Origin of the sequence: Cytobacillus oceanisediminis (genome assembly GCF_004366035.1) — a bacterium.
GTDB classification, from domain to species: domain Bacteria; phylum Bacillota; class Bacilli; order Bacillales; family Cytobacillaceae; genus Cytobacillus; species Cytobacillus oceanisediminis_C.
The window spans coordinates 448035-467988 of the sequence record NZ_SOEE01000001.1 but is presented as its reverse complement, the minus strand read 5'-3'; the positions used below and the strand labels follow the sequence as shown (position 1 = coordinate 467988).

General features: G+C 37.8%; 27 protein-coding genes and 1 tRNA gene. 19 read left to right on the top strand and 9 right to left on the bottom strand.

Annotated elements, in window-relative coordinates:
* Positions 1–5: 5 nt before the first annotated feature.
* The 4 genes from DFO72_RS02480 to DFO72_RS02465 all read left to right on the top strand — a co-directional run bounded on the left by DFO72_RS02480 (position 6) and on the right by DFO72_RS02465 (position 4037).
* Positions 6–968, top strand: coding sequence for an ROK family glucokinase (locus tag DFO72_RS02480; protein WP_113882841.1), 963 nt, complete (start codon positions 6–8; stop codon positions 966–968).
* 163 nt (positions 969–1131) lie between these two features.
* On the top strand, positions 1132–2319 hold the full coding sequence (locus tag DFO72_RS02475) for a M14 family metallopeptidase (protein WP_113882842.1): 1188 nt from the start codon (positions 1132–1134) through the stop codon (positions 2317–2319).
* Between the two features lie 224 nt (positions 2320–2543).
* Positions 2544–3707 (top strand): hypothetical protein, encoded by a 1164-nt coding sequence (locus DFO72_RS02470; RefSeq protein ID WP_243856044.1) that lies wholly within the window; start codon positions 2544–2546, stop codon positions 3705–3707.
* 15 nt (positions 3708–3722) lie between these two features.
* Positions 3723–4037, top strand: coding sequence for an MTH1187 family thiamine-binding protein (locus tag DFO72_RS02465; RefSeq protein ID WP_113882843.1), 315 nt, complete (start codon positions 3723–3725; stop codon positions 4035–4037).
* Positions 4038–4134: 97 nt separating this feature from the next.
* Here the strand turns inward: DFO72_RS02465 and DFO72_RS02460 are convergent, their stop codons facing one another.
* Positions 4135–4308 carry a DUF2759 domain-containing protein gene (locus DFO72_RS02460; RefSeq protein WP_009332942.1) on the bottom strand — a complete coding sequence of 58 codons (174 nt, stop codon included), beginning with the start codon at positions 4306–4308 and terminating at the stop codon, positions 4135–4137.
* Positions 4309–4435: 127 nt separating this feature from the next.
* On the bottom strand, positions 4436–4915 hold the full coding sequence (locus DFO72_RS02455) for a hypothetical protein (RefSeq protein ID WP_113882844.1): 480 nt from the start codon (positions 4913–4915) through the stop codon (positions 4436–4438).
* 86 nt (positions 4916–5001) lie between these two features.
* Between DFO72_RS02455 and DFO72_RS02450 the strand changes: the two genes are divergently transcribed.
* Entirely contained in the window at positions 5002–5637 is a 636-nt protein-coding gene (locus tag DFO72_RS02450) for an MBL fold metallo-hydrolase (protein WP_113882845.1), read from the top strand.
* Between the two features lie 204 nt (positions 5638–5841).
* Complete coding sequence (locus tag DFO72_RS02445) at positions 5842–6912, top strand: class I SAM-dependent methyltransferase (protein ID WP_113882846.1); 1071 nt, start codon at positions 5842–5844, stop codon at positions 6910–6912.
* A gap of 36 nt (positions 6913–6948) precedes the next feature.
* On the opposite strand, the gene DFO72_RS02440 is transcribed toward DFO72_RS02445, so the two are convergent.
* Both DFO72_RS02440 and DFO72_RS02435 read right to left on the bottom strand, forming a co-directional pair.
* Positions 6949–7194, bottom strand: coding sequence for a DUF2626 domain-containing protein (locus tag DFO72_RS02440; RefSeq protein WP_009332938.1), 246 nt, complete (start codon positions 7192–7194; stop codon positions 6949–6951).
* 151 nt (positions 7195–7345) lie between these two features.
* Positions 7346–8044, bottom strand: coding sequence for a helix-turn-helix transcriptional regulator (locus tag DFO72_RS02435; RefSeq protein ID WP_113882847.1), 699 nt, complete (start codon positions 8042–8044; stop codon positions 7346–7348).
* 246 nt (positions 8045–8290) lie between these two features.
* On the opposite strand from DFO72_RS02435, the gene DFO72_RS02430 reads away from it, so the two are divergent.
* Positions 8291–8644 carry a Spx/MgsR family RNA polymerase-binding regulatory protein gene (locus tag DFO72_RS02430; RefSeq protein ID WP_113882848.1) on the top strand — a complete coding sequence of 118 codons (354 nt, stop codon included), beginning with the start codon at positions 8291–8293 and terminating at the stop codon, positions 8642–8644.
* Positions 8645–8727: 83 nt separating this feature from the next.
* Here DFO72_RS02430 and DFO72_RS02425 read toward each other — a convergent pair.
* Positions 8728–8799, bottom strand: a tRNA-Gln gene (locus DFO72_RS02425).
* Positions 8800–8946: 147 nt separating this feature from the next.
* Here DFO72_RS02425 and DFO72_RS02420 point away from each other — a divergent pair.
* Positions 8947–9399, top strand: a complete 453-nt coding sequence (locus DFO72_RS02420) for an ATPase, T2SS/T4P/T4SS family (protein ID WP_243856043.1) — start codon at positions 8947–8949, stop codon at positions 9397–9399.
* A 3-nt stretch (positions 9400–9402) separates the two neighbouring features.
* On the opposite strand, the gene DFO72_RS02415 is transcribed toward DFO72_RS02420, so the two are convergent.
* Genes DFO72_RS02415 through DFO72_RS02405 form a run of 3 tightly spaced genes read right to left on the bottom strand, consistent with a single transcriptional unit; the run spans position 9403 to position 11650 of the window.
* Positions 9403–10818, bottom strand: a complete 1416-nt coding sequence (locus DFO72_RS02415) for a recombinase family protein (protein ID WP_113882849.1) — start codon at positions 10816–10818, stop codon at positions 9403–9405.
* Between the two features lie 16 nt (positions 10819–10834).
* Positions 10835–11305 (bottom strand): hypothetical protein, encoded by a 471-nt coding sequence (locus DFO72_RS02410; protein WP_134177211.1) that lies wholly within the window; start codon positions 11303–11305, stop codon positions 10835–10837.
* Positions 11306–11326: 21 nt separating this feature from the next.
* Positions 11327–11650 (bottom strand): helix-turn-helix domain-containing protein, encoded by a 324-nt coding sequence (locus DFO72_RS02405; protein ID WP_113884319.1) that lies wholly within the window; start codon positions 11648–11650, stop codon positions 11327–11329.
* Positions 11651–11943: 293 nt separating this feature from the next.
* Here DFO72_RS02405 and DFO72_RS02400 point away from each other — a divergent pair, with 293 nt between their 5' ends.
* Entirely contained in the window at positions 11944–12177 is a 234-nt protein-coding gene (locus DFO72_RS02400) for a Thoeris anti-defense Tad2 family protein (RefSeq protein WP_113884320.1), read from the top strand.
* Here DFO72_RS02400 and DFO72_RS02395 read toward each other — a convergent pair.
* The gene (locus DFO72_RS02395; protein ID WP_113884321.1) at positions 12174–12473 is read right to left on the bottom strand and encodes a lactate permease; all 300 of its coding nucleotides are present in this window, start codon (positions 12471–12473) and stop codon (positions 12174–12176) included. The genes DFO72_RS02400 and DFO72_RS02395 overlap by 4 nt on opposite strands.
* Before the next feature lie 112 nt (positions 12474–12585).
* Between DFO72_RS02395 and DFO72_RS02390 the strand changes: the two genes are divergently transcribed.
* From DFO72_RS02390 to DFO72_RS02360, 10 genes are all read left to right on the top strand, one after another.
* Positions 12586–12768, top strand: coding sequence for a helix-turn-helix domain-containing protein (locus DFO72_RS02390; RefSeq protein WP_113884322.1), 183 nt, complete (start codon positions 12586–12588; stop codon positions 12766–12768).
* Positions 12769–12781: 13 nt separating this feature from the next.
* The gene (locus DFO72_RS02385; protein ID WP_134177209.1) at positions 12782–13504 is read left to right on the top strand and encodes an ORF6C domain-containing protein; all 723 of its coding nucleotides are present in this window, start codon (positions 12782–12784) and stop codon (positions 13502–13504) included.
* Between the two features lie 10 nt (positions 13505–13514).
* Positions 13515–13652: a hypothetical protein gene (locus tag DFO72_RS29255; RefSeq protein WP_166672409.1), complete on the top strand. Its 138-nt coding sequence runs from the start codon at positions 13515–13517 to the stop codon at positions 13650–13652.
* 148 nt (positions 13653–13800) lie between these two features.
* Positions 13801–14043 carry a DUF7667 family protein gene (locus DFO72_RS30630; RefSeq protein ID WP_113884323.1) on the top strand — a complete coding sequence of 81 codons (243 nt, stop codon included), beginning with the start codon at positions 13801–13803 and terminating at the stop codon, positions 14041–14043.
* 27 nt (positions 14044–14070) lie between these two features.
* Positions 14071–14220 (top strand): hypothetical protein, encoded by a 150-nt coding sequence (locus DFO72_RS29250; RefSeq protein ID WP_166672408.1) that lies wholly within the window; start codon positions 14071–14073, stop codon positions 14218–14220.
* 371 nt (positions 14221–14591) lie between these two features.
* A complete protein-coding gene (locus DFO72_RS02380; RefSeq protein WP_113884325.1) occupies positions 14592–15149 on the top strand; it encodes a host-nuclease inhibitor Gam family protein in 558 nt (185 codons plus the stop codon).
* 3 nt (positions 15150–15152) lie between these two features.
* A complete protein-coding gene (locus tag DFO72_RS02375; RefSeq protein WP_113884326.1) occupies positions 15153–15812 on the top strand; it encodes a hypothetical protein in 660 nt (219 codons plus the stop codon).
* 2 nt (positions 15813–15814) lie between these two features.
* Complete coding sequence (locus tag DFO72_RS02370; protein ID WP_113884327.1) at positions 15815–16486, top strand: AAA family ATPase; 672 nt, start codon at positions 15815–15817, stop codon at positions 16484–16486.
* Between the two features lie 20 nt (positions 16487–16506).
* Positions 16507–16986 carry a DUF669 domain-containing protein gene (locus DFO72_RS02365; RefSeq protein ID WP_113884328.1) on the top strand — a complete coding sequence of 160 codons (480 nt, stop codon included), beginning with the start codon at positions 16507–16509 and terminating at the stop codon, positions 16984–16986.
* 83 nt (positions 16987–17069) lie between these two features.
* Entirely contained in the window at positions 17070–19412 is a 2343-nt protein-coding gene (locus DFO72_RS02360; RefSeq protein ID WP_113884329.1) for a phage/plasmid primase, P4 family, read from the top strand.
* Positions 19413–19954 lie beyond the last annotated feature (542 nt).

Sequence of the window (19954 nt, the reverse complement as noted above, 5' to 3'; positions counted from 1 at the left end):
GGAGTTTGGCAGAAAAATGGCTGGTTGGGGTAGATTTAGGCGGAACAACTACAAAACTTGCTTTTATCAACTATTATGGGGAAATCATTCATAAATGGGAAATTCCCACTGACAATAGTGAAGAAGGAAAAAATATTACCATAAATATAGCTAAAGCCATCGATCATAAATTGGAGGAACTGGATTTAAGCAAGGATAAAATCATCGGTATTGGCATGGGTGCCCCAGGTCCTGTAAATCTGGCAACAGGTGTTGTATATAACACTGTTAATTTGGGCTGGAAAGATAATTACCCTCTGAAGGATTTGCTTGAAGTGGAAACATCGCTTTCAGTCATCATTGATAATGATGCTAACTGCGCTGCTCTGGGCGAAATGTGGAAGGGAGCCGGAAATGGCGCTAAAGATCTTGTATGTGTCACACTTGGCACAGGTGTCGGCGGCGGCGTAATTGCCAACGGAGATATTGTGCAGGGAGTCAGCGGAGCTGCTGGTGAGATTGGCCACATTACTTCCGTTCCTTTTGGCGGGGCTCAGTGCAATTGCGGAAAAACGGGCTGTCTTGAAACAATAGCATCAGCTACAGGCATTGTCCGGCAGGCTCTTGAAAACCTAAAATCGGGAGGAGAAGGGGGCCTTTCCAATTTATATAAGGAGAATGGATTTATCACAGCAAAAGATGTTTTCGATTCAGCAAGGAATGGGGATGAAGGATCTCTTCTGGTAGTCAATGAAACAGCTATGCATCTGGGACTGGCATTGGCAAACATTGCAAATACCTTAAATCCGGAAAAAATAGTATTAGGCGGAGGAGTGTCCAAAGCAGGGGATGTACTGCTGAAGCCTGTTATTGAAAACTTCCTTAAATTTGCGTTTCCAGGAGTGAAGGAATCCACCGTCATTGATATTGCCAAATTGGGCAATGACGCCGGCGTAATTGGAGCAGCCTGGCTTGCTAAAAATAAATAAATTGAAATAAAAGTGCCTGATTGCGTGCAGGTGCTTTTTTCTTTACCCTAAAACTGCGAGAGCCTTTAGACACTGCCGATACGGATTTCATATTTTACACAGGTAAACAGTCATCTTTTTTTCTTTTTCTCATAAAATTAAAATGATGGAAAGGGGGAGAAAGATGAAAGTCAAAGTCCGGTCCGGTGACTCCATCTGGTATTACAGTCAGCTCTTTATGGTTCCAATCAATCTCATTGCTGATTCCAATCCCGGCGTTAATCCTGTATCGCTGCAGATAGGCCAGGAAATTAATATTCCCGGCTTTACACGGCAAAACTATACGGTAAGACCAGGAGACACCTTTTGGAAGCTGAGTTCTTCCCGAAACCTCTCTGTAGATGCTCTTCTCCTGGTTAATCAATCCCTTAACCCAAACAGTCTGGTCCCTGGTACAGCCATAAATCTGCCAAGGCGGGTAATAACTCCAATTGTATCAGGCAGGAGAAATTATGATTACAAAGCTTTAACAGCTGATATTACCATGCTGTCGGATATTTATCCGTTCATAAAGGTAAATACAATTGGCAAAAGTGTCCTTGGGAAGCCAATTCAGGAGATACGTCTGGGAAAAGGGAATAAGAAAGTGCAAATTAATGCATCCTTTCATGCAAATGAATGGATTACAACCCCTATATTAATGGCTTTGCTGAACAGCTTTCTCTTATCCATTACAAATGTCCGGCCGATAAGAGGGGTGTCAACCATGCCTTTATATAATTCAGTTGACCTTTCCATAGTTCCAATGGTGAATCCTGATGGAGTAGATCTTGTCTTGAATGGGCCACCTCCAGAACTCAGGGAAGAAGTGATTGCCATAAATAGGGGAAGCACTGATTTCACAGGCTGGAAGGCCAATATTAGGGGTGTAGATTTAAATAATCAGTATCCTGCTAAATGGGATTTTGAGAAAGAGAGAACTGAACAAAATGCTCCGGCACCAAGAGATTATCTTGGGGAAGCCCCATTAACGGAACCAGAAGCTATAGCAATGGCAGAACTGGCAAAAGATAATCAATTCGATCGAATGCTTGCCTTTCATACACAAGGAGCTGAATTTTATTGGGGATTCGAGGGATTGGAGCCGCCGGAATCACAGGTACTCGCACTTGAGTTCGAGCGTGTCAGCGGGTATAAAGCAGTTCAATATATTGATAGTTTTGCGGGTTATAAGGATTGGTTCATACAGGACTTCCGGAGACCGGGATTCACCATTGAACTTGGAAGAGGCGTCAATCCGCTTCCCCTGTCACAATATGATGATATTTATGAAGAAGTGCTGGGCATTTTTCTTGCATCGCTTTATATGTGAAAAATTAACCTTGAATATGTTTCTTTATTGTATTTTAATTAAACAGACATTAAAATAACTATCATACTAACTTCATAAGCCAATAGTTCTATGGTAACCAGCCGCTTTTCCAAATCGAAGACGGAAAAACGGCTTTTTCCTATTAAACACATTAATTCTATTATTTTTGAAACATTTTCATGCTGTTTACGTACTTATATTTAGGGAGAAAAGGAGGTGCGGATTTGTTGGACACACAATCTACATATATAGGGAAGTTTCTTTTTTTATTTTTTATTATGATGGTTTCCCTATTTTTAATAACCGGCTGTGAACAGCCGGAAAAAGCAGAGATGCAGCAGAAGAAGAATCAAGAAACAGAAACCTCTGAACCGTCCGCACCACCTGACAATGCTGAAAATAAGAGAGTTAAGCCTATACAGATTAAAGAAGGGGAATTTCAGGGAGCAAATGGCTGGCTCAGCGATGATAAAATTGTTTACACTGTAAATGAGGGAACAGCTTCCAGGGTTTTTTCTTATAACCTTTTTTCAGGCGATCAAAATCTTCTCTATGAAAGTTCACATCCGATTGCGTCCGTAACGGTCAGTCCAGCTGGGAAATACATTCTGATTCGAACATCACCTGGAACTTATGAAGGAACTTTAACCGCTATAAAAGCAAATGGGAAAGTTGTTTGGCAGAAAAACATTTCAGGCTTTGACTTTGCTGTTGAGTGGAACCCTTATCATGAAGAATCATTATTAATTGCTTCATTTACTGAAGACTGGGATTTTACTTCCTATTATATCGACATCGCAAAAGGAACATTAGAAGAATTAAACCTAAGGGAGCCTTTTGCCAAATGGGGGGATTCAAATCATCTTTACTTCCTTGATTGGGACAATGAAAACCCGTCACTTTTTGCACCGCTGGTTAAACAATCTATTGATGGAAATAATGAAACCATGGTTAAGGCAGACATTTTTCAATTCGATGCTGCCAAAGACAGGCTAATGACCATCACTGTGCCGGCAGATCAGTCAGACCAGGCTATGTATACTTTTATGGATAAGGATTTCAGAAAGTTATCTTCAATCTCGGTACCTCATTTGACAAGGTTTTCGGATTGGCTGGTACCGTATTATGACTGGACTCCTCAGGGCATCATAACTTTTCAGCCATTGTACAGCGCTGAAAGTGATATGTATGCAGGGGGATTTCAGCTTATATCCGTTGACGGTGAAACAGGAGATAAGGAAGTGCTTCTGGAGGACATGGAAAATGCGCCGCTCAGCTGCTCACCCAATGGGACAGCCTGTTTAGCGGGTTTTTATCTCGAAAAATTAATAATGCATGACAGAAGAGAGATCTTTGGGTTAGTAGAACTTAACGATAAATCAAGTTAGATAGAGGGGTAAGATATGGCTATTGCAGACGTTACTGTTATTCCAATTGGAACGGAAACTCCGAGTGTCAGCAGTTATGTGGCAGACATTCAGCGTGTATTAAAAAAATATGAAGAAAGCGGAAAAATCCGATTTCAGCTGACACCCATGAATACCATTATTGAAGGGGAGCTTCCTGATTTGTTTGAGGTCATCCAGGCAATGCATGAAGTCCCTTTTGAAAAAGGCCTAATGAGGGTGGCGACCAATATCCGCATTGATGACAGACGTGATGTCAAAAGGAAAATGGAAGAAAAGGTAAGAAGGGTTGAAAGCCAGTTAAATCGCTAAATAAAAGGGCTCCCCATTGAGGGAAGCCCTTTTATTTTTTTAAGTGTCAAGCTCCAAGTACCGTCTGCTAATGCTTAGCGGGCACGTTGCGCTTTCCTTAGTGAACAGCAGGATATCCACTATTAATTATGGTCATTACAGAGAACCATCCGAAAACGGCAAGTGTTCCTACAGCAAAAACCAAGCCAAGGAAGTTCTTGTTTTTTAGTGCGCTAAACGCACCAAAAGCTGCAAGAACTGCGACTAATGCAAAAATGATTGGTAGTCCCATTAAAACAGCCCCCTTTAATTTCGTGATCAGCAGGCAAAAAGCCATATCAAAATCATTCTTCAGGTTATATACCCATTATGTAAAACCCAAGTATATACATTCGTCCTTTATTTTATATTTTTTTCTTCTATTTGTCGAGGTCTAAAAATGACACTTGTATGTCATATGCTTCAGCAATGCCGATTATTAAATCCTTTAGGTGAAGTTCTGAAAAATAAACCAATGGTACTTCCTCGTCTTTTGCCGTAAAGACCAAATGTTCCTGAAATTGATAGACAGCCATCCGGATATCTACCGCACTTCCCCCGGTTATAGTAAAGGCGCTAAGGAACTCAGTGAACAAGCAGAATCCGCTGTCTGTTTCTATGGCAAAGTCATCAAAAGTTTCTCCCTTTACACCAGATTTTATGTACCAGAGGGTAAAAAACTCTTCGAAAAGCCCGGCTTCGGCAAGTACACTTCTTGTAAATTCTGCATGAGCCATCTGCTCAAACAGAAAGGTGCTCTGCTGAAAATCGAACAGTTCGGTCTCTCTTTTTATTAGATTCATGAATTCGGGCACATCTTGAATAATATAGCTGGCTTCAACGCCAAATAGGATTTTCATCTTATTCTCCTTTGCAGATTTAAGGCATTCTATTCTGATATAGTGTAAAATAATAAACAATTAAACCAATACTGGAGGTGTAAGCAATGGAATGGAATCAGATCCCTCTTGGCCCATTGCAAACAAATTGTTATGTTCTTTCGAATGAAAACAAAGATTGTTTAATCTTCGATCCGGGTGAAGAGAGCGGGAAACTAAGCGGTATTATTGAACAAAAAGGACTAAAACCTCAAGCTGTTATTCTTACTCATGCTCACTTTGATCATATTGGCGCTGTAGACGAAATAAGGGATACATTTTCTATTCCTGTATACATACATGAAAAAGAAGCAGCATGGCTTCCAGATCCAGCCTTAAATGGTTCTCATCTTTTTAAAATAGGCAAGCTGATAAAAGCAAGGCCCGCCGACCATATTATAACAGGGGAACAAGAGTTGAATATAGGTGAATTTCACTTTAAAATTTTAGAGACACCAGGCCATTCTCCGGGCAGTATTTCATTATATTTTGAAGAGGCTGATCTCGTGGTTGCCGGAGATGCTTTATTCAGCGGGAGCATTGGACGCACAGACCTGCCGGGCGGCAATCATCAGCAGCTTCTTGAAAGTATACATAATAAGCTTTTAACATTGCCTGAACAAACAGAAGTACTCCCTGGACACGGACCGGTAACGACAATTGGGCAGGAAATGGATTCAAATCCCTTCCTGAATGGGTTCTGAATGAAAAATAGAAAAGCCCTTCTCCAATGAGAAGGGCTTTTCTGGGGGATGTTTTATTCATATAAAAATGGGAGGGGATATAGTTAAGCTACTACATTAACAATATAACAGAGAAAACACTATGTCAATAGTGAAAACAGGGATCAAAACTAGATAAAATGGCTGTTTTCAATAAGCTGGAATTTTTTAATAAAGGGAGTTCTTATGCGGAATTTTATAATGGATTTTATAGAAAATACTCCTCAACAAATGATCAGCTATGCTGAATATATCCAGCAGGCCTTGTATCATTCCGAATATGGTTATTATATGAAAAACACGCCAAAAATTGGGCCGGCAGGAGATTTTATAACAAGCAGCAATATTTCTGATATATATGGAAGGACGATTTCAAAGTGGTTTTTTCAGAAGGCAAAGGAGTATAAGCTGCCTTTTCAGGTCTGCGAAATAGGGGGCGGAAATGGGCGTTTCGCCAGAGCTTTCATTGATGAATGGAAGGTTATTGCTGATGAAGAGATTCATTACTGCATTTTTGAAACAAGTCCCTATCACAGAAAGCTGCAGCAGGAACAGATTGCATTTTCTGAAAATATAAGACAAATAGATAGCTGGAATGAAATCATCCCATTTTGCGGCATGATTTTTTCAAATGAGCTGTTTGATGCCTTGCCCGTGCATGTGGTGGAGAAAAAGAATGATCAATTGCATGAAATTATGGTAACCGTAAAAGAAGGAGAGCTGGCAGAGAAAGCTGTGCCATTAACAAATGGAGATATCTGCTTATTTCTTGAAGAAAGCGGTCTGTCACTTAGTAATGGCCAAAGAATAGAAATTCCTCTGCAAATGGAACAGATGATCCAGAGCTTGTCGGCTGCTCTGAATAAAGGCATTGTACTGACTGCCGATTATGGGTATACAGATGAGGAATGGCAAGAGCCGATGAGAAGGGATGGGAGTCTAAGAGGTTATTACAAGCATTCCTTAATGAGTAATGTACTCGAGCAACCTGGAAAGATGGATATAACCAGCCATATCCATTTCGATTCCCTGATCCGCATTGGAGAAAAAGAAGGGCTGAACTTCCATTTTAAAATGAGGCAGGACGAATTCTTGCTTTCTGCGGGCATTTTACAGGAACTTGAAGATCATTATGATCCTAACCCGTTTTCTCCTATCAGCAAAAGAAACAGGGCAATCAGAAGTCTGATTATACCTTCAGGCATGAGTTCAGCATTTCACCTAGTTCTTCAGGCAAAGAAAATATGTGAAAAATAAAAAAGCGATGGTTTCATCGCTTTTTTATATCGGCAATTAGTGGCCGCCCGCGCCAGGTGTCATCATAAATGTTGACCAATAAGTGAAGCCTACGAAGAAAACAGTCAAGTATGCTCCAAAAACATAAATATACATACGTTCGGAAAGCTTTAAGTAGCTTAAAAGCAGGAAAAATCCTGTTTGGCCGAAGAAAATCAAGGACGTTGTATACATGTCGCCAAGGTAAAACATAACGGCGAAAATTCCCGTCCAGAAGCCTAATACTCTGTACATACGATCCATATGTATCCCTCCTTTTACCCTTACAAGTCCATCACTACAATATTATAAAGTAAATGCTTAATAAAAGTAAATAATGGTTTCAAAATAGTCCAGAAAAGAGCAGGAAAAAACAATATGCTTCTTGAGCTGGTTTTTCTTATTCAAGTGTTCTTTAGTTTCCAACAATTGCCTGATAGGAGCATGCGTCACAGCCAGTCAGCATATTTTGCTTTTCCACCAGCTGAATAGAATCAAACAAACTTTCGAACATACCCTTCAAATATTCATAATGCATATTGCACACAGGCTCTGCGTGGCGAGCTGCAACCTCTTTAAATGGGCAATTATAAATTTGAAAATAGACAATAGTCTTTTCGGCATTTGCATCAAATTCAGGTTGAAAACCTGACATATCAGCAGCATGCTTTAGGATGTTTAATTTCTGGTCAAAGGTAAGTTTTTCTGTCCCTGCAAATCTTTTAAGCTCTTGCTGGATCAGTTCTCTGCCAAATTTCTTTCCTGTTGAATATAGTGCCTTTCTGCCTTCTTCACCTAACTCCAGCATTGTCTCCATAGCTATTTTGGCAAGCAGCTGATAATCCCTGTAAGGAAAATGCAGCTGAATCACATCATCAGATAAACGATATAACCGGCTTGGCCTTCCGCCTTTGCCTGTTTTTTTTGTTTCAGATACAAGCATGTTGACATCTTCAAGCTTCGATAAATGCAATCTTGCAACATTGGGATGAATGCTGAAATTATCTGCAATCTCCTGTACGGTCACATCTTTATGTCTTTTTGTAATGTATTGATAAATATAATAGCGGGTTGGATCGGATAACACATTAGTTATTTTTAATGTTTGCTCCATTTATTGTCACCTCAGAAGGGTTATTTATTCCCGAGGCCATCAGCTGTCACTTATATGAATGAGCTGGCGCCTTCCTGGCCTGCTTCCATTATAATACAGTCGATAGAGGTTAACACTGTAATCACTATAAGTTTAGAAAATGTTCACAAATTAAGTTTAATCACTTATACGAATGTGTATACATTTATTGTACAAATATTGTACAATAAGGGTGAAATAATATTGAATTTTGTGAGGTGAAGAGGTATGAGCCAATTGACATTTTTCACATATCCCAGCTGTACTTCCTGCAGAAAGACGAAAAAATGGCTGACAGCCCATTCAATTGATTTTGAAGAAAGGCATCTCTTCAGGGAGACTCCATCATCAAGAGAATTACTAAAAATACTTTCCTTAACAACAAGCGGCCTTGATGAGCTGCTCGCTACCCGCAGCCAGACCTATAAAAAACTGGAACAGAACCTTGAGGAATTATCTTTATCAGAAGTGGTGCAAATGGTAATAAAGGAGCCAAAACTGCTGCGGAGGCCCATACTGACAAATGGAGATAAAATTGTCATAGGCTACAATCCGGATGCATTTAAGAATATTGCCAAATAGATTATATGAGAATGCGCATAAATTGCGCATTCTCTTTTTTTGAGGTAAAAAAGGAAGGAACAACTGGTGTCCTTCCATAATTACTGGGCTAGCAGGATTCGAACCTGCGCATGACGGAGTCAAAGTCCGGTGCCTTACCGCTTGGCTATAGCCCATCAATTCATTTGGTACACTTTTATTATGAAAAGAAAAGAATTATTTATTCACAAATTCGTCAAAAAGATTTGCCGGAATATGGAGGTTATACTCGGGATTAGTCGAATTATTATCTATAACAATTAATAAAGGTGGTGCATAATTAGTTGAGTATAATTGAAAGAATGGCAGAACGAATTATCAAAGACGCCGTCAGGAGCCATGCTTCCGACATCCACATTATTCCCCGAAGAAAAGACACTCTAATTCAGCTGAGGTTCGGCAGCCAATTGACTCCCAGGCTTTATCTTCCCAAAGAAGAGTGCGACAGACTGATTTCTCATTTTAAATTTACCGCTTCGATGGACATTGGTGAAAAAAGACGGCCGCAAAGCGGTGCTTATTCCCTTGAAGTGGATGGACAAATGATTGGACTGCGGTTTTCAACCCTCCCATCAAGCCACAGCGAAAGCCTCGTTATCAGAATTCTGCCCCAGCAAGAACAGATTCCTTTTTTTCAAATCAGCCTTTTTCCAGACATGACAAGAAAAATGCTAGCATTACTGAAACATGCTCATGGATTAATTATTTTCACAGGCCCAACTCCTAACGTTAGATAAAGACTAATAAAATTCTACATTCGTAATAACCACTAAATCCTTTCCCTTCTTGGCTTTATCAGGTCTTTGCGGAGGTTGAGGTTTTAGATTAAATTCTATTCTTCTAATAAATTGAGATACATACATTGATTTCTCTTCTTGATTAAGGTATCTAAATGATTCATTAAAAGTAAATATCATCTTTTTTATGGCCTCTGTATCGATTGATTCAGGGGATTCTATTTCTTTTAGCCTTCTTTTTAAATCCTCACTGACTTCTCGAGTTTCATCCATTCTTTTATCAAATTCTTCGTCTGTCATTTTATCCATTGCCCAGGCTCTTTGGTATTTTTCGCGCATTTTTTCAATTTGGTCTAACTGATCTATTAAAGGCTTACTGTCATGATTAGATTCGATTGGCTTTTCGATGTTAGTTATTTCTACATTTTTCATGTATTCATATAAGGCATCCACAAATCTTTGCTCTCCAATTGAAAGCATAGTCTTTCCTTGTTTCCAACAGTTCTGGCATTTATAAATGCAGCCTTGATACTGACTACCATCTTTACGCTTTCTGACATATCTATTGACAGATAAAGGTTTCTGGCAATTAGGGCATATAAGCTTTCCTTGGAATAAGTAATGGCTTTCCACATCCCTCCTGTGGTGGATAGAGCGATCATTAAGCATATTTTGTAGGCGGTTAAACTCATCTTTGCTTATAATCGCTTCTTTTGGATGTGTATTTTCGTATATTTTCCCCTGCCAATATGTAGCTCCATATAAAGCAGGATTTTTTAAAATCCTTAGTACACCTTGAGGGTGCCAGGTTCTATCGTTATTTGTTTTATTCAAGTAAGCTGCCAATTTCGAGGCAGACATCCCCTTTTTAACTTTGTCGATCATATCTAGGACTACAGTTGCCTTATCATTTTTAATAAGTTTTTCTTCATCACTCAAATCAAATCCATAAGGAACATTCCCTACACGTTCTCCAGACGACACCTTTTCCTCTAGAGCCATTTTTACACGCTCAGAGAGGTTTTCCCTTTCCCATTGTGCAAGAAGCGCTACAAGTCCTATAAACATCCTCCCCATAGCACTGGATGTGTCGTATATCTCTGTAGCTGATTTGAATGTACATTTATGTTTTTCTAAAAGGTTCAATAAATTATATAAATCAATTACAGAACGAGTGAATCGGTCCAGGCGATAAACTAAGATAGTGGAAATTTTCTCAGACTTCACATGTTCTAGGAGAAGTTGCAATTGTGGACGGTTCGTATCCTTTGCAGAAACACCTTCATCTACATAAAAGCGAATATCAGACCACCCTTGAGCAGCACAATAGGCTGTTAAGCGTTCTTTTTGTGCTGCGATAGAATAACCCTCTTTGGCTTGTTCGATAGTAGAAACACGTATGTATATTCCTACAGTCATTACAATTTGTCTCCCTTCATATTTTTTTTTTAATTCTCACATTCATATCAGATATAAATCTTATACAATAATCCTTATATCGAAAGCGGACTCCTAAAGAATTCCTATAATTTTCTATAGTGGCTAATACACTTTCAACTGTAATGTCTAATTCCTCAGCAATATCCCAAGGTGCTCTAATTCCATTTTGCCAACATCTAATTAAATCATCTAAAGTAAATAAGCGTTCTCCTCCTAATTTTCGAGCAAGATGTTCTTGTTTTCTATTCATTAAAGACTGCTGGTCAATTATATTTCCTATGGTCGTTTCAAAATGAGCAATTTCTTCACTTATAGTTACTATCTTTTCTGAGATTGTTTTATTTGTTTGATTATTAATGTAAATGTCATTACCAATACATAGCCCTCTCAATTTATTAGGCATATCATTAGTAAAAGTAAAATTTAAGTGATTATATTTATCCATTAATTTTTCTAATTTGTTCATAGGTGACCCCCGAGAAAGAGACTATTTACGTTTACTTTTTACAAATTCGATAAAATTCTTAATATCTTCTAATTCTTTGTCAGTTACATCATCATCTATATGGGCAGCGATTACTTTATAAGGATCATTCTTTATTTCATCAATCCTCTTTTTATCAGTACGACCAAGAAGATAATCTGTTGATACATCGAAGTAATCACTTACTTTGATAAGGTTGCTTCCTTTTGGTGTGTTTTTCTTCCAAGAATAAAGGGTATTTTTGCTTAATCCGATTTTTTCCTCCAATTTATTTACAGATATTCCTTGACTGTCACAAAGTTTTTTTAAGCGATCAAAAGCAGTCATATCAACGTTTCCTTTCGTTCGCCCACCTGTTTTTAAAACTAATTTAAATTTTTTGTTGACTTTTAAAAGTAGTTTTAATAAACTTTAGGTAAGCTATTTAGTTAGCCAAAATATTACAAAAAAGAAGACCTATACAAATACAATTTTAGACGTTGGGGAACGGATAAGTGTATTATTTACAGGCTTTTAAAGTCTTATTTAGCTATGGGTATATATTAAAACTAGTTTTAATTTTTGTCAATACTTTTAGCTAACTATTTAGCTAATTCGTTAATGGGGAGGAGGTGAAAGAGATGAATATTCAAGAAGCTGCGAAGAAAGCAAAAGAGCAAGGTAAGCATATTCAGAGAGATACAGATGGTGGATGGGAATGTATAAAAATTAAACCAACTGATTCAAGTGACAGATGTATATTGGTAGTTATTGATGGACCGAAAGTAAGCAAAACAAAACCAAATGCCCAACGCAGAGGGTGGCAGCCCAGTGCGTCAGACATTGTGGCTAACGATTGGATTGTAGTTGATTAAACCAGCAAGGACTTGATTTCTTTAATAGCTGTATATCCCTTTTTTAACAAAGTATTTTCTTCCACATGAATTATCGCTTGCGGTAGCAAAGTGGAAGTATAGGCGATGTTATCGGCTTCGAAAATTTTGATAAGACCATCGGATTTAAGTTTAAATAAAGATTTGTTAAGAAAATGCTCTTCGATTTCTGGCAACTCATTTTGTATTTTTTCGAATGTGAATACCTCTTTGCCAGTTTTCTTATATTCGGTAACCATGTATTTCAATAGCTTTTCAGACAATGAAATTAGTTTCATATTAATCACCTCCTCCCATGGAGATTATACAAAATGAGAGGAATTGTATAAAAACAATTAGCTTAAAAATTTTAAGATTAAGAAATCAAATATTTAGAAATGAGGATTAATTATGCCAGAAGATTTAAGTATCCGAGTTCGCTCTGAACTTTACAAGAAAAAGATGAGACAAAAAGAGTTAGCTGAAATTCTTGGGATTTCAAATGCTTACTTATCTGACATTATCAATGGTCGTAAAGATGGACCGAAAGCTCAGGAACACGTTAAACACATTAGAAAAATTTTAAATATCTAGAGAGGAGAACTTTATGAACACACCAAAAATCATGGAACATAACGGAACAAGAATTTTAACAACAGCACAATTAGCGGTTTCGTATGGAACGGATAATAGACGAATTTCTGAAAACTTCAATTCTAATAAGCATCGCTATAAAGAGGGAAAACATTTTTTCTTATTAGAAGGTCAGGATTTAAAAGATTTCGGTAAGCAATACGCAAATTCCGTATCAGTCGAAAGAGTAAGCAAACTATATCTATGGACAGAAAAAGGAGCCTGGCTCCATGCAAAATCATTGAATACTGATGAAGCTTGGGATGCCTATGAAATGTTGGTCGATGAATATTACAACATTAAAGACCAATTACCTTCACCTCCACAATCATTAGAGTTAGCTCTTCAAGCGGCACTTGAACATGAACGTGAAATTAAAAACATTAAATCTGATGTGGACTACCTAAAAGGCAACATGAGGGTGGATTCACTTCAACAACAAGAAATCCAGCAAGAAGCAAAGAGCTCTATCATACAAGCGTTAGGTGGAAGTGATTCTCTTGCTTACCAACAAATTAGTCGCAAAGTATTTTCAACGTTCTGGAATGAATTCAAGAAGTATTTTAAAGTTCCTCGTTATGGAGATATTCCAAAATCAAAACATGAAGAAGCGATTCGATTCATTAAGTTGTGGAGGCCTGCTACAAGCATGCAGATGGAAATAGATAGTTGTAATAGTCAAATGCGTTTTGATTGAGGTGGTAAAAATGAAAATTGAAATCAAACCTCCACAGATCAGCGAAAACACAATGAAAGAAATGGCAAAGTTCTTCATGAGGACTTCAATCCCTCGAATTATTGAAGCTGAAAGAAAGAAGAAATTGGAGGAAATCAAAACAGCATAAAATTTTTGAAAATTTGTTGGACTCAAGAGAAAGGAGGAAACGGAATGAAAACAACATCAAAACAATGGCTTTCCATGTCATTAGAACATCGTTTAATGGTTCTGTATGCTGCATCAAAAGGAAAAGTGAAACTTAGATAAGGAAGGGGATGGTTATCATCTGGTCCGTTCATAAACGCCTCGCAGAGTTACGACAGAAGCAAAGGACAAGAGAATTAAATTCTCAAGAGGAAATGGAACTCCAACAGTGTCTGGATGCTAATATGTTTCGATGCTTACAGATAGCAAGATTACAAAATGAATCGTTTGTTGCTCACTTGTCAAACGATCATGATTGGCAACATGACGTGTGTCGGAAGTTGGATGAAATTTTTGAAAGCATGAAAATTTAATTAAAAGGATTAAGAGAGGTGCACTCGTTGGGAGTCAGTAAAGAATTATTAAAATATGTTGCTGACGGTGATGAGCATTTAAAACTATCTAATGTGAAACATTCTACTAGCTTACGTGAAATCGTCACTGTGGAAGATATGATTGAAAATCCTATTATAGGAGGTGATGAGACGTGAGTAAAAAAGAAAAACTTAATGCTCTAATCAAAAAGCTTCAGGAACAGGGTGTGAAGATAGATTGGTGCTCCAATTTTACAAAGAAAATCTTGCATTAAAAAAGACCAACTGCTGCAACAGTAGGTCTCAGAAAATGTATAACTAAGCATCTTCAGTTTATGTGATGTTTTTTAAAAAATCAACTGGAGGATAGAAAATGCCTTATTTTGAATCGAAAGATCGGACGGTGTTCAGTCCACAGAACTCAAAGTTGGAGCCGTTCTATAGTTTTCTTGAACAGTACCAAAAAATATTAAGCGGAAGTAACTTTTTTGATGAATTATTAGATACCTATGAATACTTAGACCAAGTTATGAAGGAGGAAAAAAATAATGAACCAGCTACAAAAAATTGAACTTATGGAAGTTGAAGAGGTAACGTCCCTATCTCCAGAGGAAACAAAGTTTGAAATCACGGATAAGAACAGCTTGAACTGGGCTTTCCGTAAAGTTTCAGCTTTAAAAGCTCAGGAAAAGGAAATTAAGCAGCTGGCTGATGCAGAACGTGAACGTATCTCTGAATGGGAGCGCAGTGAGCTATCCACAATTTCTAACAGCCTATCATTCTTTGAAACTATGGTTGCTGCATATCATGCCAAACAGTTGGAAGAGGATCCTAAGGCTAAAACCATCAGCACTCCTTACGGAAAGTCCAAATCTAGAAAATCTAAGGAAGCTCCAGAGAAGGAAAATGAAGAAGCTATCCTGCAGCATGTTATTGAAAATGGCATGGATGATTATATTAAAACAAGCCTAAAATGGTCTGATCTTAAAAAGGCAGTAAAGATTGTTGAAATTGCGGGTGAAAAGACAGTTGTGGATGAAAACGGACAGCTGGTGCCAGGGATGACAGTTAAGCCAGAGTCCATTTCCTTTAGCTTGGAGGTGTAAAGTTTGGGCTACTATGAGGATTTTTATCAAGAACCTAGCGAGTTTGATATCCAGGTTGATCAGTTTAAAGAAAGTCTAATGAAATCTGTTAAAGAGGATTTTCTTTCAGAAATGAAACGACTTAGAGATGAAAATGAAAAACTTCAAGGTGTTAAGTTAAGCTTCGATTCGATTGTACGTGATTACGAGAATAAGAAACAGCAATTAGAAAGTGAATATCAAACACTTAAAAGGAATGTACGTAGAGAGCGTCTGGTCGATCTAATGAAAGATCATAAAGTCATCCTTTATAAAGCTTACTCAAAAATGAAACGACCGCCAAAATGCAATAAGTGCGATGAATACAGAAGAATTGAATACATTACTCCACTTGGTAAAAAGGCAAAAGAAGATTGCTTATGTAGTGAAGGTAAAAGAGTTTATTATCCTCATGAATTTATGCTTTATGAATTCAGATTAAACAGAGAAAAAAACGGTTTGACAGCATGGTATAGACAATATCGTGATGATGAAGATGGATTTACATCAGATAGCTCCATTTTTGTGGATGACATTTATTCTCCAAAAATGAAGTTTGACGACTTAGGAGCATATAGTACTTTCTTCAAAACTAAGGAAGAATGCCAAGCTTACTGTGATTATCAGAATAGCAAGGAGGTGTAAAAGTGGAAATCACAAATGGGTCTGAGATTAAAAAAAGTAAGAAAGCAAAAATCATCATCTATTCAAAGCCTGGTGATGGAAAAACCACAGTGGCCGGTTTATTACCAGGTAAAACATTGGTACTTGATATTGATGGAACCAGCCAGGTGTTAGAAGGATATGCAAATGTCGATGTCGCCAAGATTAACGTGGCTGATCCCCACCAAAGTATTTTAGATTTCTATGCTTATGCGAAAGCGAATCTCGGAAACTATGACAATATCTTCGTAGATAACCTCACCCACTACCAGAAACTTTGGCTGATGCACAGAGGCGAAAAAACAAAGAGTGGAATGCCGGAATTAAAAGATTATGCCTTGTACGACAATCACTTACTTAAGGTTGTTGAAACTTTCAATGGACTGGATGCCAACGTTCTCTATACTGCTTGGGAAACTACACGCAGTATCATCCATGACGATGGCCAGCAATATAACCAATTCATTCCGGATATTCGAGATAAAATCGTCAATCATGTCATGGGAATTGTGCATGTTGTAGCTCGATTGGTAAGAAAAGCAGATGGTACAAGAGGCTTTCTACTAGAAGGTAACCAAAGCATTTTTGCCAAGAACCATTTGGATCAACGTAAAGGCTGCATTCAAGAAGAATTATTAGTGTCATCCGCAAAGTAGAAAACAGGGGGAAATAAATAATGAGTTTCTTTAAATTTGATCAAGAAAATGTAAGCACAGGATTTGAATTAGTAGCTGAAGGAAAGTATGAAGCAATCGTTATTAATGCTAATGCACAAGATTTCCAAGGTCATCCAACATTGAATTTAGATTTTGAAATTCGTTCAGATGTTCCACAAGATCATCAAGGCGCAAAAATTTTGTACAATACACTCTACTTCCACAATGATAATCCTGAGTATAAAGAAAACAATATTAAGCGCATCAATAGTCTGATAAAGGCCTGTGGGTTTCCTAATGGAGTGGAATTTAAGGATGCTGACGATATGGCAAAACAGCTTTTTAATAAAAACTTAGTAATTACAGTTAAGCATCAAGTAGATAAAAATGACTCAACAAAAAAATACCCAAAAGCAAGATTCTTTGATGAATCTAAAGTTAACCCACCTGAACAGGTAGGACCATCAATAACAATCTCAGATGATGAAATTCCGTTCTAAAATAACTAAATAGAGAAGTTGGTTTTGCCCAGCTTCTCTTTTTTATACCCAAATTAGGTAAATAAGCTTCATTGGAGGGAGAAATGAAAGAAAATCCATACAACTTCAACGAAATCCCTGCCGAATTAAAAGCCCTTCCTCAATGGATTTTATGGCGAAAAGAGGAACGAGGTGGAAAACCGACAAAGGTTCCATATCAGGTAAATGGTGAAATGGCCCAGGCAAACAATAGGCGTACCTGGTCAACATTTGCAACTGCAGTCAAATTCTATTTAGAAGGTGACTATGACGGCATAGGTTTCGTATTTAGCAGACAGGATAACTACATCGGAATTGATATTGATAAGTGTGTTGTGGATGGAAAGGTTAATTCATTTGCAAACGAGATTATTGATACATTAGACAGCTATACAGAGTTTTCTCCTTCTGGAACCGGCCTTCACATCATTATCAAAGGTGGCCTTCCACAATCTGTTTTAGGGACTGGCCGAAAAAATACAAAACATGGATTAGAGATTTATTCTTATGGCCGTTACTTCAGCTTTACCGGCAATCGAGAAAATTCTAATGATGTCTATGATCGGACCGACGAACTGGCAGAAGTGTTTGAACAATATTTTGATGACAGCGATATTCAAGGCCGCGTGAACTTAGTAGACTTTGAAAAAGACGAAATTAAAATTTCAAATGATGCTCTTTGGGAAAGAATGTTTCGCAGTAAGAACGGTGATGAAATTCGCTCATTGTTTAACGGCAGCTTAATTAAAAATGATCACTCGGCAAGTGACCTGGCCTTGTGTAACCACTTGGCATTCTGGACAGGTAAATCCTCCACTCGAATGGATACCATGTTTCGGGAATCTGGGCTTATGCGTGATAAATGGGACGTAATCCACTTCAGAGATACCAATGAAACATACGGAGAAAGAACAATAGCAACTGCCATTTCTTCCACTTCTACAACGATATTAGATAATAAAGAGCAATTTGAAGGATTCTCTTTTGACTTCCATGTTGGAGATGCAGCTGCAGTTGTGGATGGAAAGACGAAGAAGAAATTCCGATTAACTGAGCTTGGAAATGCTGAAAGAATCGCTCATGAATATGGCCATGTAATCAAATATGTATCGGATATGGGCTGGCTGATATGGGACGGCAAACGGTGGAAAGTTGATACAAAAAAAGAAATTGAACGGATTACAGCTAAAGTATTACGTGGTTTATATAAATCAGAGGATGAAGCTGAAACGAAATGGGCGCGAATGTGCGAAAGAAGAAATATCCGGATGAACAGCATTAAGGACCTTATGCCATTGGTTCCAGGAGAACGTGAAGACTTTGACCGGCATAAATATTTACTCAATGTTGAAAACGGAATTGTTGATTTAAAAACAGGTAAACTGCAGCCGCATGATCGGGAACTCGGAATAACAAAAATCACCAATGTTGAATTTGATGAGAAAGCAGAATATCCAACGTGGTCAATTTTTTTGGAGCAGATTTTCAAGGGTGATAAAGATTTAATCGATTACATGCAGCGACTTGTTGGTTACTCCCTCACAGGAGATATTTCAGAGCAATCGATGTATTTCTTAGTCGGCGGTGGATCCAACGGAAAGTCCACTTTTGTAAATACTATCAAAAAATTAATGGGCGATTACGGTTCACAAACAAAATCAGATACGTTCATTAAGAAAAAAGATACTGGCGCCAACAATGATATTGCTCGGTTGGTAAATGCAAGGTTTGTTTCGGCAGTGGAGTCAGAAGAAGGTGAAAAATTACAGGAATCATTAGTTAAGACAATTACCGGTGGTGAGCCGATTCTAGCGCGATTCTTACGACAAGAATATTTCGAGTTTATTCCAGAATTTAAAGTATTTTTCACGACAAACCATAAGCCAATCATCGGTGGGGTGGATGATGGTATCTGGAGACGCGTAAAGATTATTCCATTTACATTAAGCCTTAAACCTCATGAACGTGATAAGAAACTCGAAGAGAAATTGTCTTTTGAAATGCCGGGCATACTCAATTGGGCAATCGAGGGCTGCTTAAAGTGGCAACAGTCAGGCTTGAAAGAACCTAAAGTAGTGGTGGATGCAACTGGCAATTATAAAGAGGAAATGGACATCTTGGCTCCATTCTTAGGTGAAGTTTGCTACATCGACGAGCCGAAAAACGAAGCAATTAAAATCGAGGCCAAAGAATTATATACGGTTTACGACAATTGGTGCTTCAAGTCTGGAGAACGCACTTTAGGGAACAGGTCATTTTACCGAATGTTAGAAACGAAAGGCTTCGGAAAAATGAAAGGCGCTGGAAATAAAACGTTTTTGACAGGAATTACCTTAAAAGAGCGCCAGCCAGTTACTAAAGGGGTTACCGAAAACGAGGAAAACGGCTTTTTTAAAGTAGTTCAATAACGTTTTTGGGGCTTAAATAACTTTTAATAACTTTCAAGAAATCCAGCCGTATCAAGGGTTTGAGTTAACTTTTATTGTTATTTAGTTATTTTAGTTATTTGGTTTTCTATAATTTTAAAAAAATAAAAAATATATAAGTATATATAGAGCCGAAACTAAAAATGCTGATAACGAAAATAACCCAAATTAAGCTCAGCCCTTGTGGCTCTAGGTATGAAGGCAAGTTATTAAAGTAACTTTTAGTTGTTAAAAGGTCGTTTTTCGTTACTTTATAACAACTTTCTCAAATCTCGATAACTAAAAAGTAGGTGAGATTTTGATAGAAAAATTCATTCAAGAAAATATCGAACGCGATATTAAGAGTTTTGAAACAAATGAAGATTTGTATGAAAGATACAAGAAATTTTGTAAATTTCATCAGCTAGAAACCTTTTCAAAACAAAAATTCGGTATACGACTAAACAAATATAATTGCGGCAAAAAACACCGAAGGATGAAAAATTATGTGTATGAAAACGGCAGATGGGGAGTGAAGTTACTTC

What these genes read in the sequence shown, in the direction of transcription:
- DFO72_RS02435 (WP_113882847.1), bottom strand. Translation starts at nt 8,044, where the DNA reads ATGGAGCAAACATTAAAAATAACTAATGTGTTATCCGATCCAACCCGC.
- DFO72_RS02455 (WP_113882844.1), bottom strand. Translation starts at nt 4,915, where the DNA reads ATGAAAATCCTATTTGGCGTTGAAGCCAGCTATATTATTCAAGATGTG.
- DFO72_RS02445 (WP_113882846.1), top strand. Translation starts at nt 5,842, where the DNA reads ATGCGGAATTTTATAATGGATTTTATAGAAAATACTCCTCAACAAATG.
- DFO72_RS02460 (WP_009332942.1), bottom strand. Translation starts at nt 4,308, where the DNA reads ATGGGACTACCAATCATTTTTGCATTAGTCGCAGTTCTTGCAGCTTTT.
- DFO72_RS02430 (WP_113882848.1), top strand. Translation starts at nt 8,291, where the DNA reads ATGAGCCAATTGACATTTTTCACATATCCCAGCTGTACTTCCTGCAGA.
- DFO72_RS02450 (WP_113882845.1), top strand. Translation starts at nt 5,002, where the DNA reads ATGGAATGGAATCAGATCCCTCTTGGCCCATTGCAAACAAATTGTTAT.
- DFO72_RS02440 (WP_009332938.1), bottom strand. Translation starts at nt 7,194, where the DNA reads ATGGATCGTATGTACAGAGTATTAGGCTTCTGGACGGGAATTTTCGCC.
- DFO72_RS02475 (WP_113882842.1), top strand. Translation starts at nt 1,132, where the DNA reads ATGAAAGTCAAAGTCCGGTCCGGTGACTCCATCTGGTATTACAGTCAG.
- DFO72_RS02410 (WP_134177211.1), bottom strand. Translation starts at nt 11,305, where the DNA reads ATGAACAAATTAGAAAAATTAATGGATAAATATAATCACTTAAATTTT.
- DFO72_RS02365 (WP_113884328.1), top strand. Translation starts at nt 16,507, where the DNA reads ATGAGTTTCTTTAAATTTGATCAAGAAAATGTAAGCACAGGATTTGAA.
- DFO72_RS02415 (WP_113882849.1), bottom strand. Translation starts at nt 10,818, where the DNA reads ATGACTGTAGGAATATACATACGTGTTTCTACTATCGAACAAGCCAAA.
- DFO72_RS02385 (WP_134177209.1), top strand. Translation starts at nt 12,782, where the DNA reads ATGAACACACCAAAAATCATGGAACATAACGGAACAAGAATTTTAACA.
- DFO72_RS02405 (WP_113884319.1), bottom strand. Translation starts at nt 11,650, where the DNA reads ATGACTGCTTTTGATCGCTTAAAAAAACTTTGTGACAGTCAAGGAATA.
- DFO72_RS29255 (WP_166672409.1), top strand. Translation starts at nt 13,515, where the DNA reads ATGAAAATTGAAATCAAACCTCCACAGATCAGCGAAAACACAATGAAA.
- DFO72_RS02380 (WP_113884325.1), top strand. Translation starts at nt 14,592, where the DNA reads ATGAACCAGCTACAAAAAATTGAACTTATGGAAGTTGAAGAGGTAACG.
- DFO72_RS02465 (WP_113882843.1), top strand. Translation starts at nt 3,723, where the DNA reads ATGGCTATTGCAGACGTTACTGTTATTCCAATTGGAACGGAAACTCCG.
- DFO72_RS02395 (WP_113884321.1), bottom strand. Translation starts at nt 12,473, where the DNA reads ATGAAACTAATTTCATTGTCTGAAAAGCTATTGAAATACATGGTTACC.
- DFO72_RS02360 (WP_113884329.1), top strand. Translation starts at nt 17,070, where the DNA reads ATGAAAGAAAATCCATACAACTTCAACGAAATCCCTGCCGAATTAAAA.
- DFO72_RS02390 (WP_113884322.1), top strand. Translation starts at nt 12,586, where the DNA reads ATGCCAGAAGATTTAAGTATCCGAGTTCGCTCTGAACTTTACAAGAAA.
- DFO72_RS02400 (WP_113884320.1), top strand. Translation starts at nt 11,944, where the DNA reads ATGAATATTCAAGAAGCTGCGAAGAAAGCAAAAGAGCAAGGTAAGCAT.
- DFO72_RS30630 (WP_113884323.1), top strand. Translation starts at nt 13,801, where the DNA reads ATGGTTATCATCTGGTCCGTTCATAAACGCCTCGCAGAGTTACGACAG.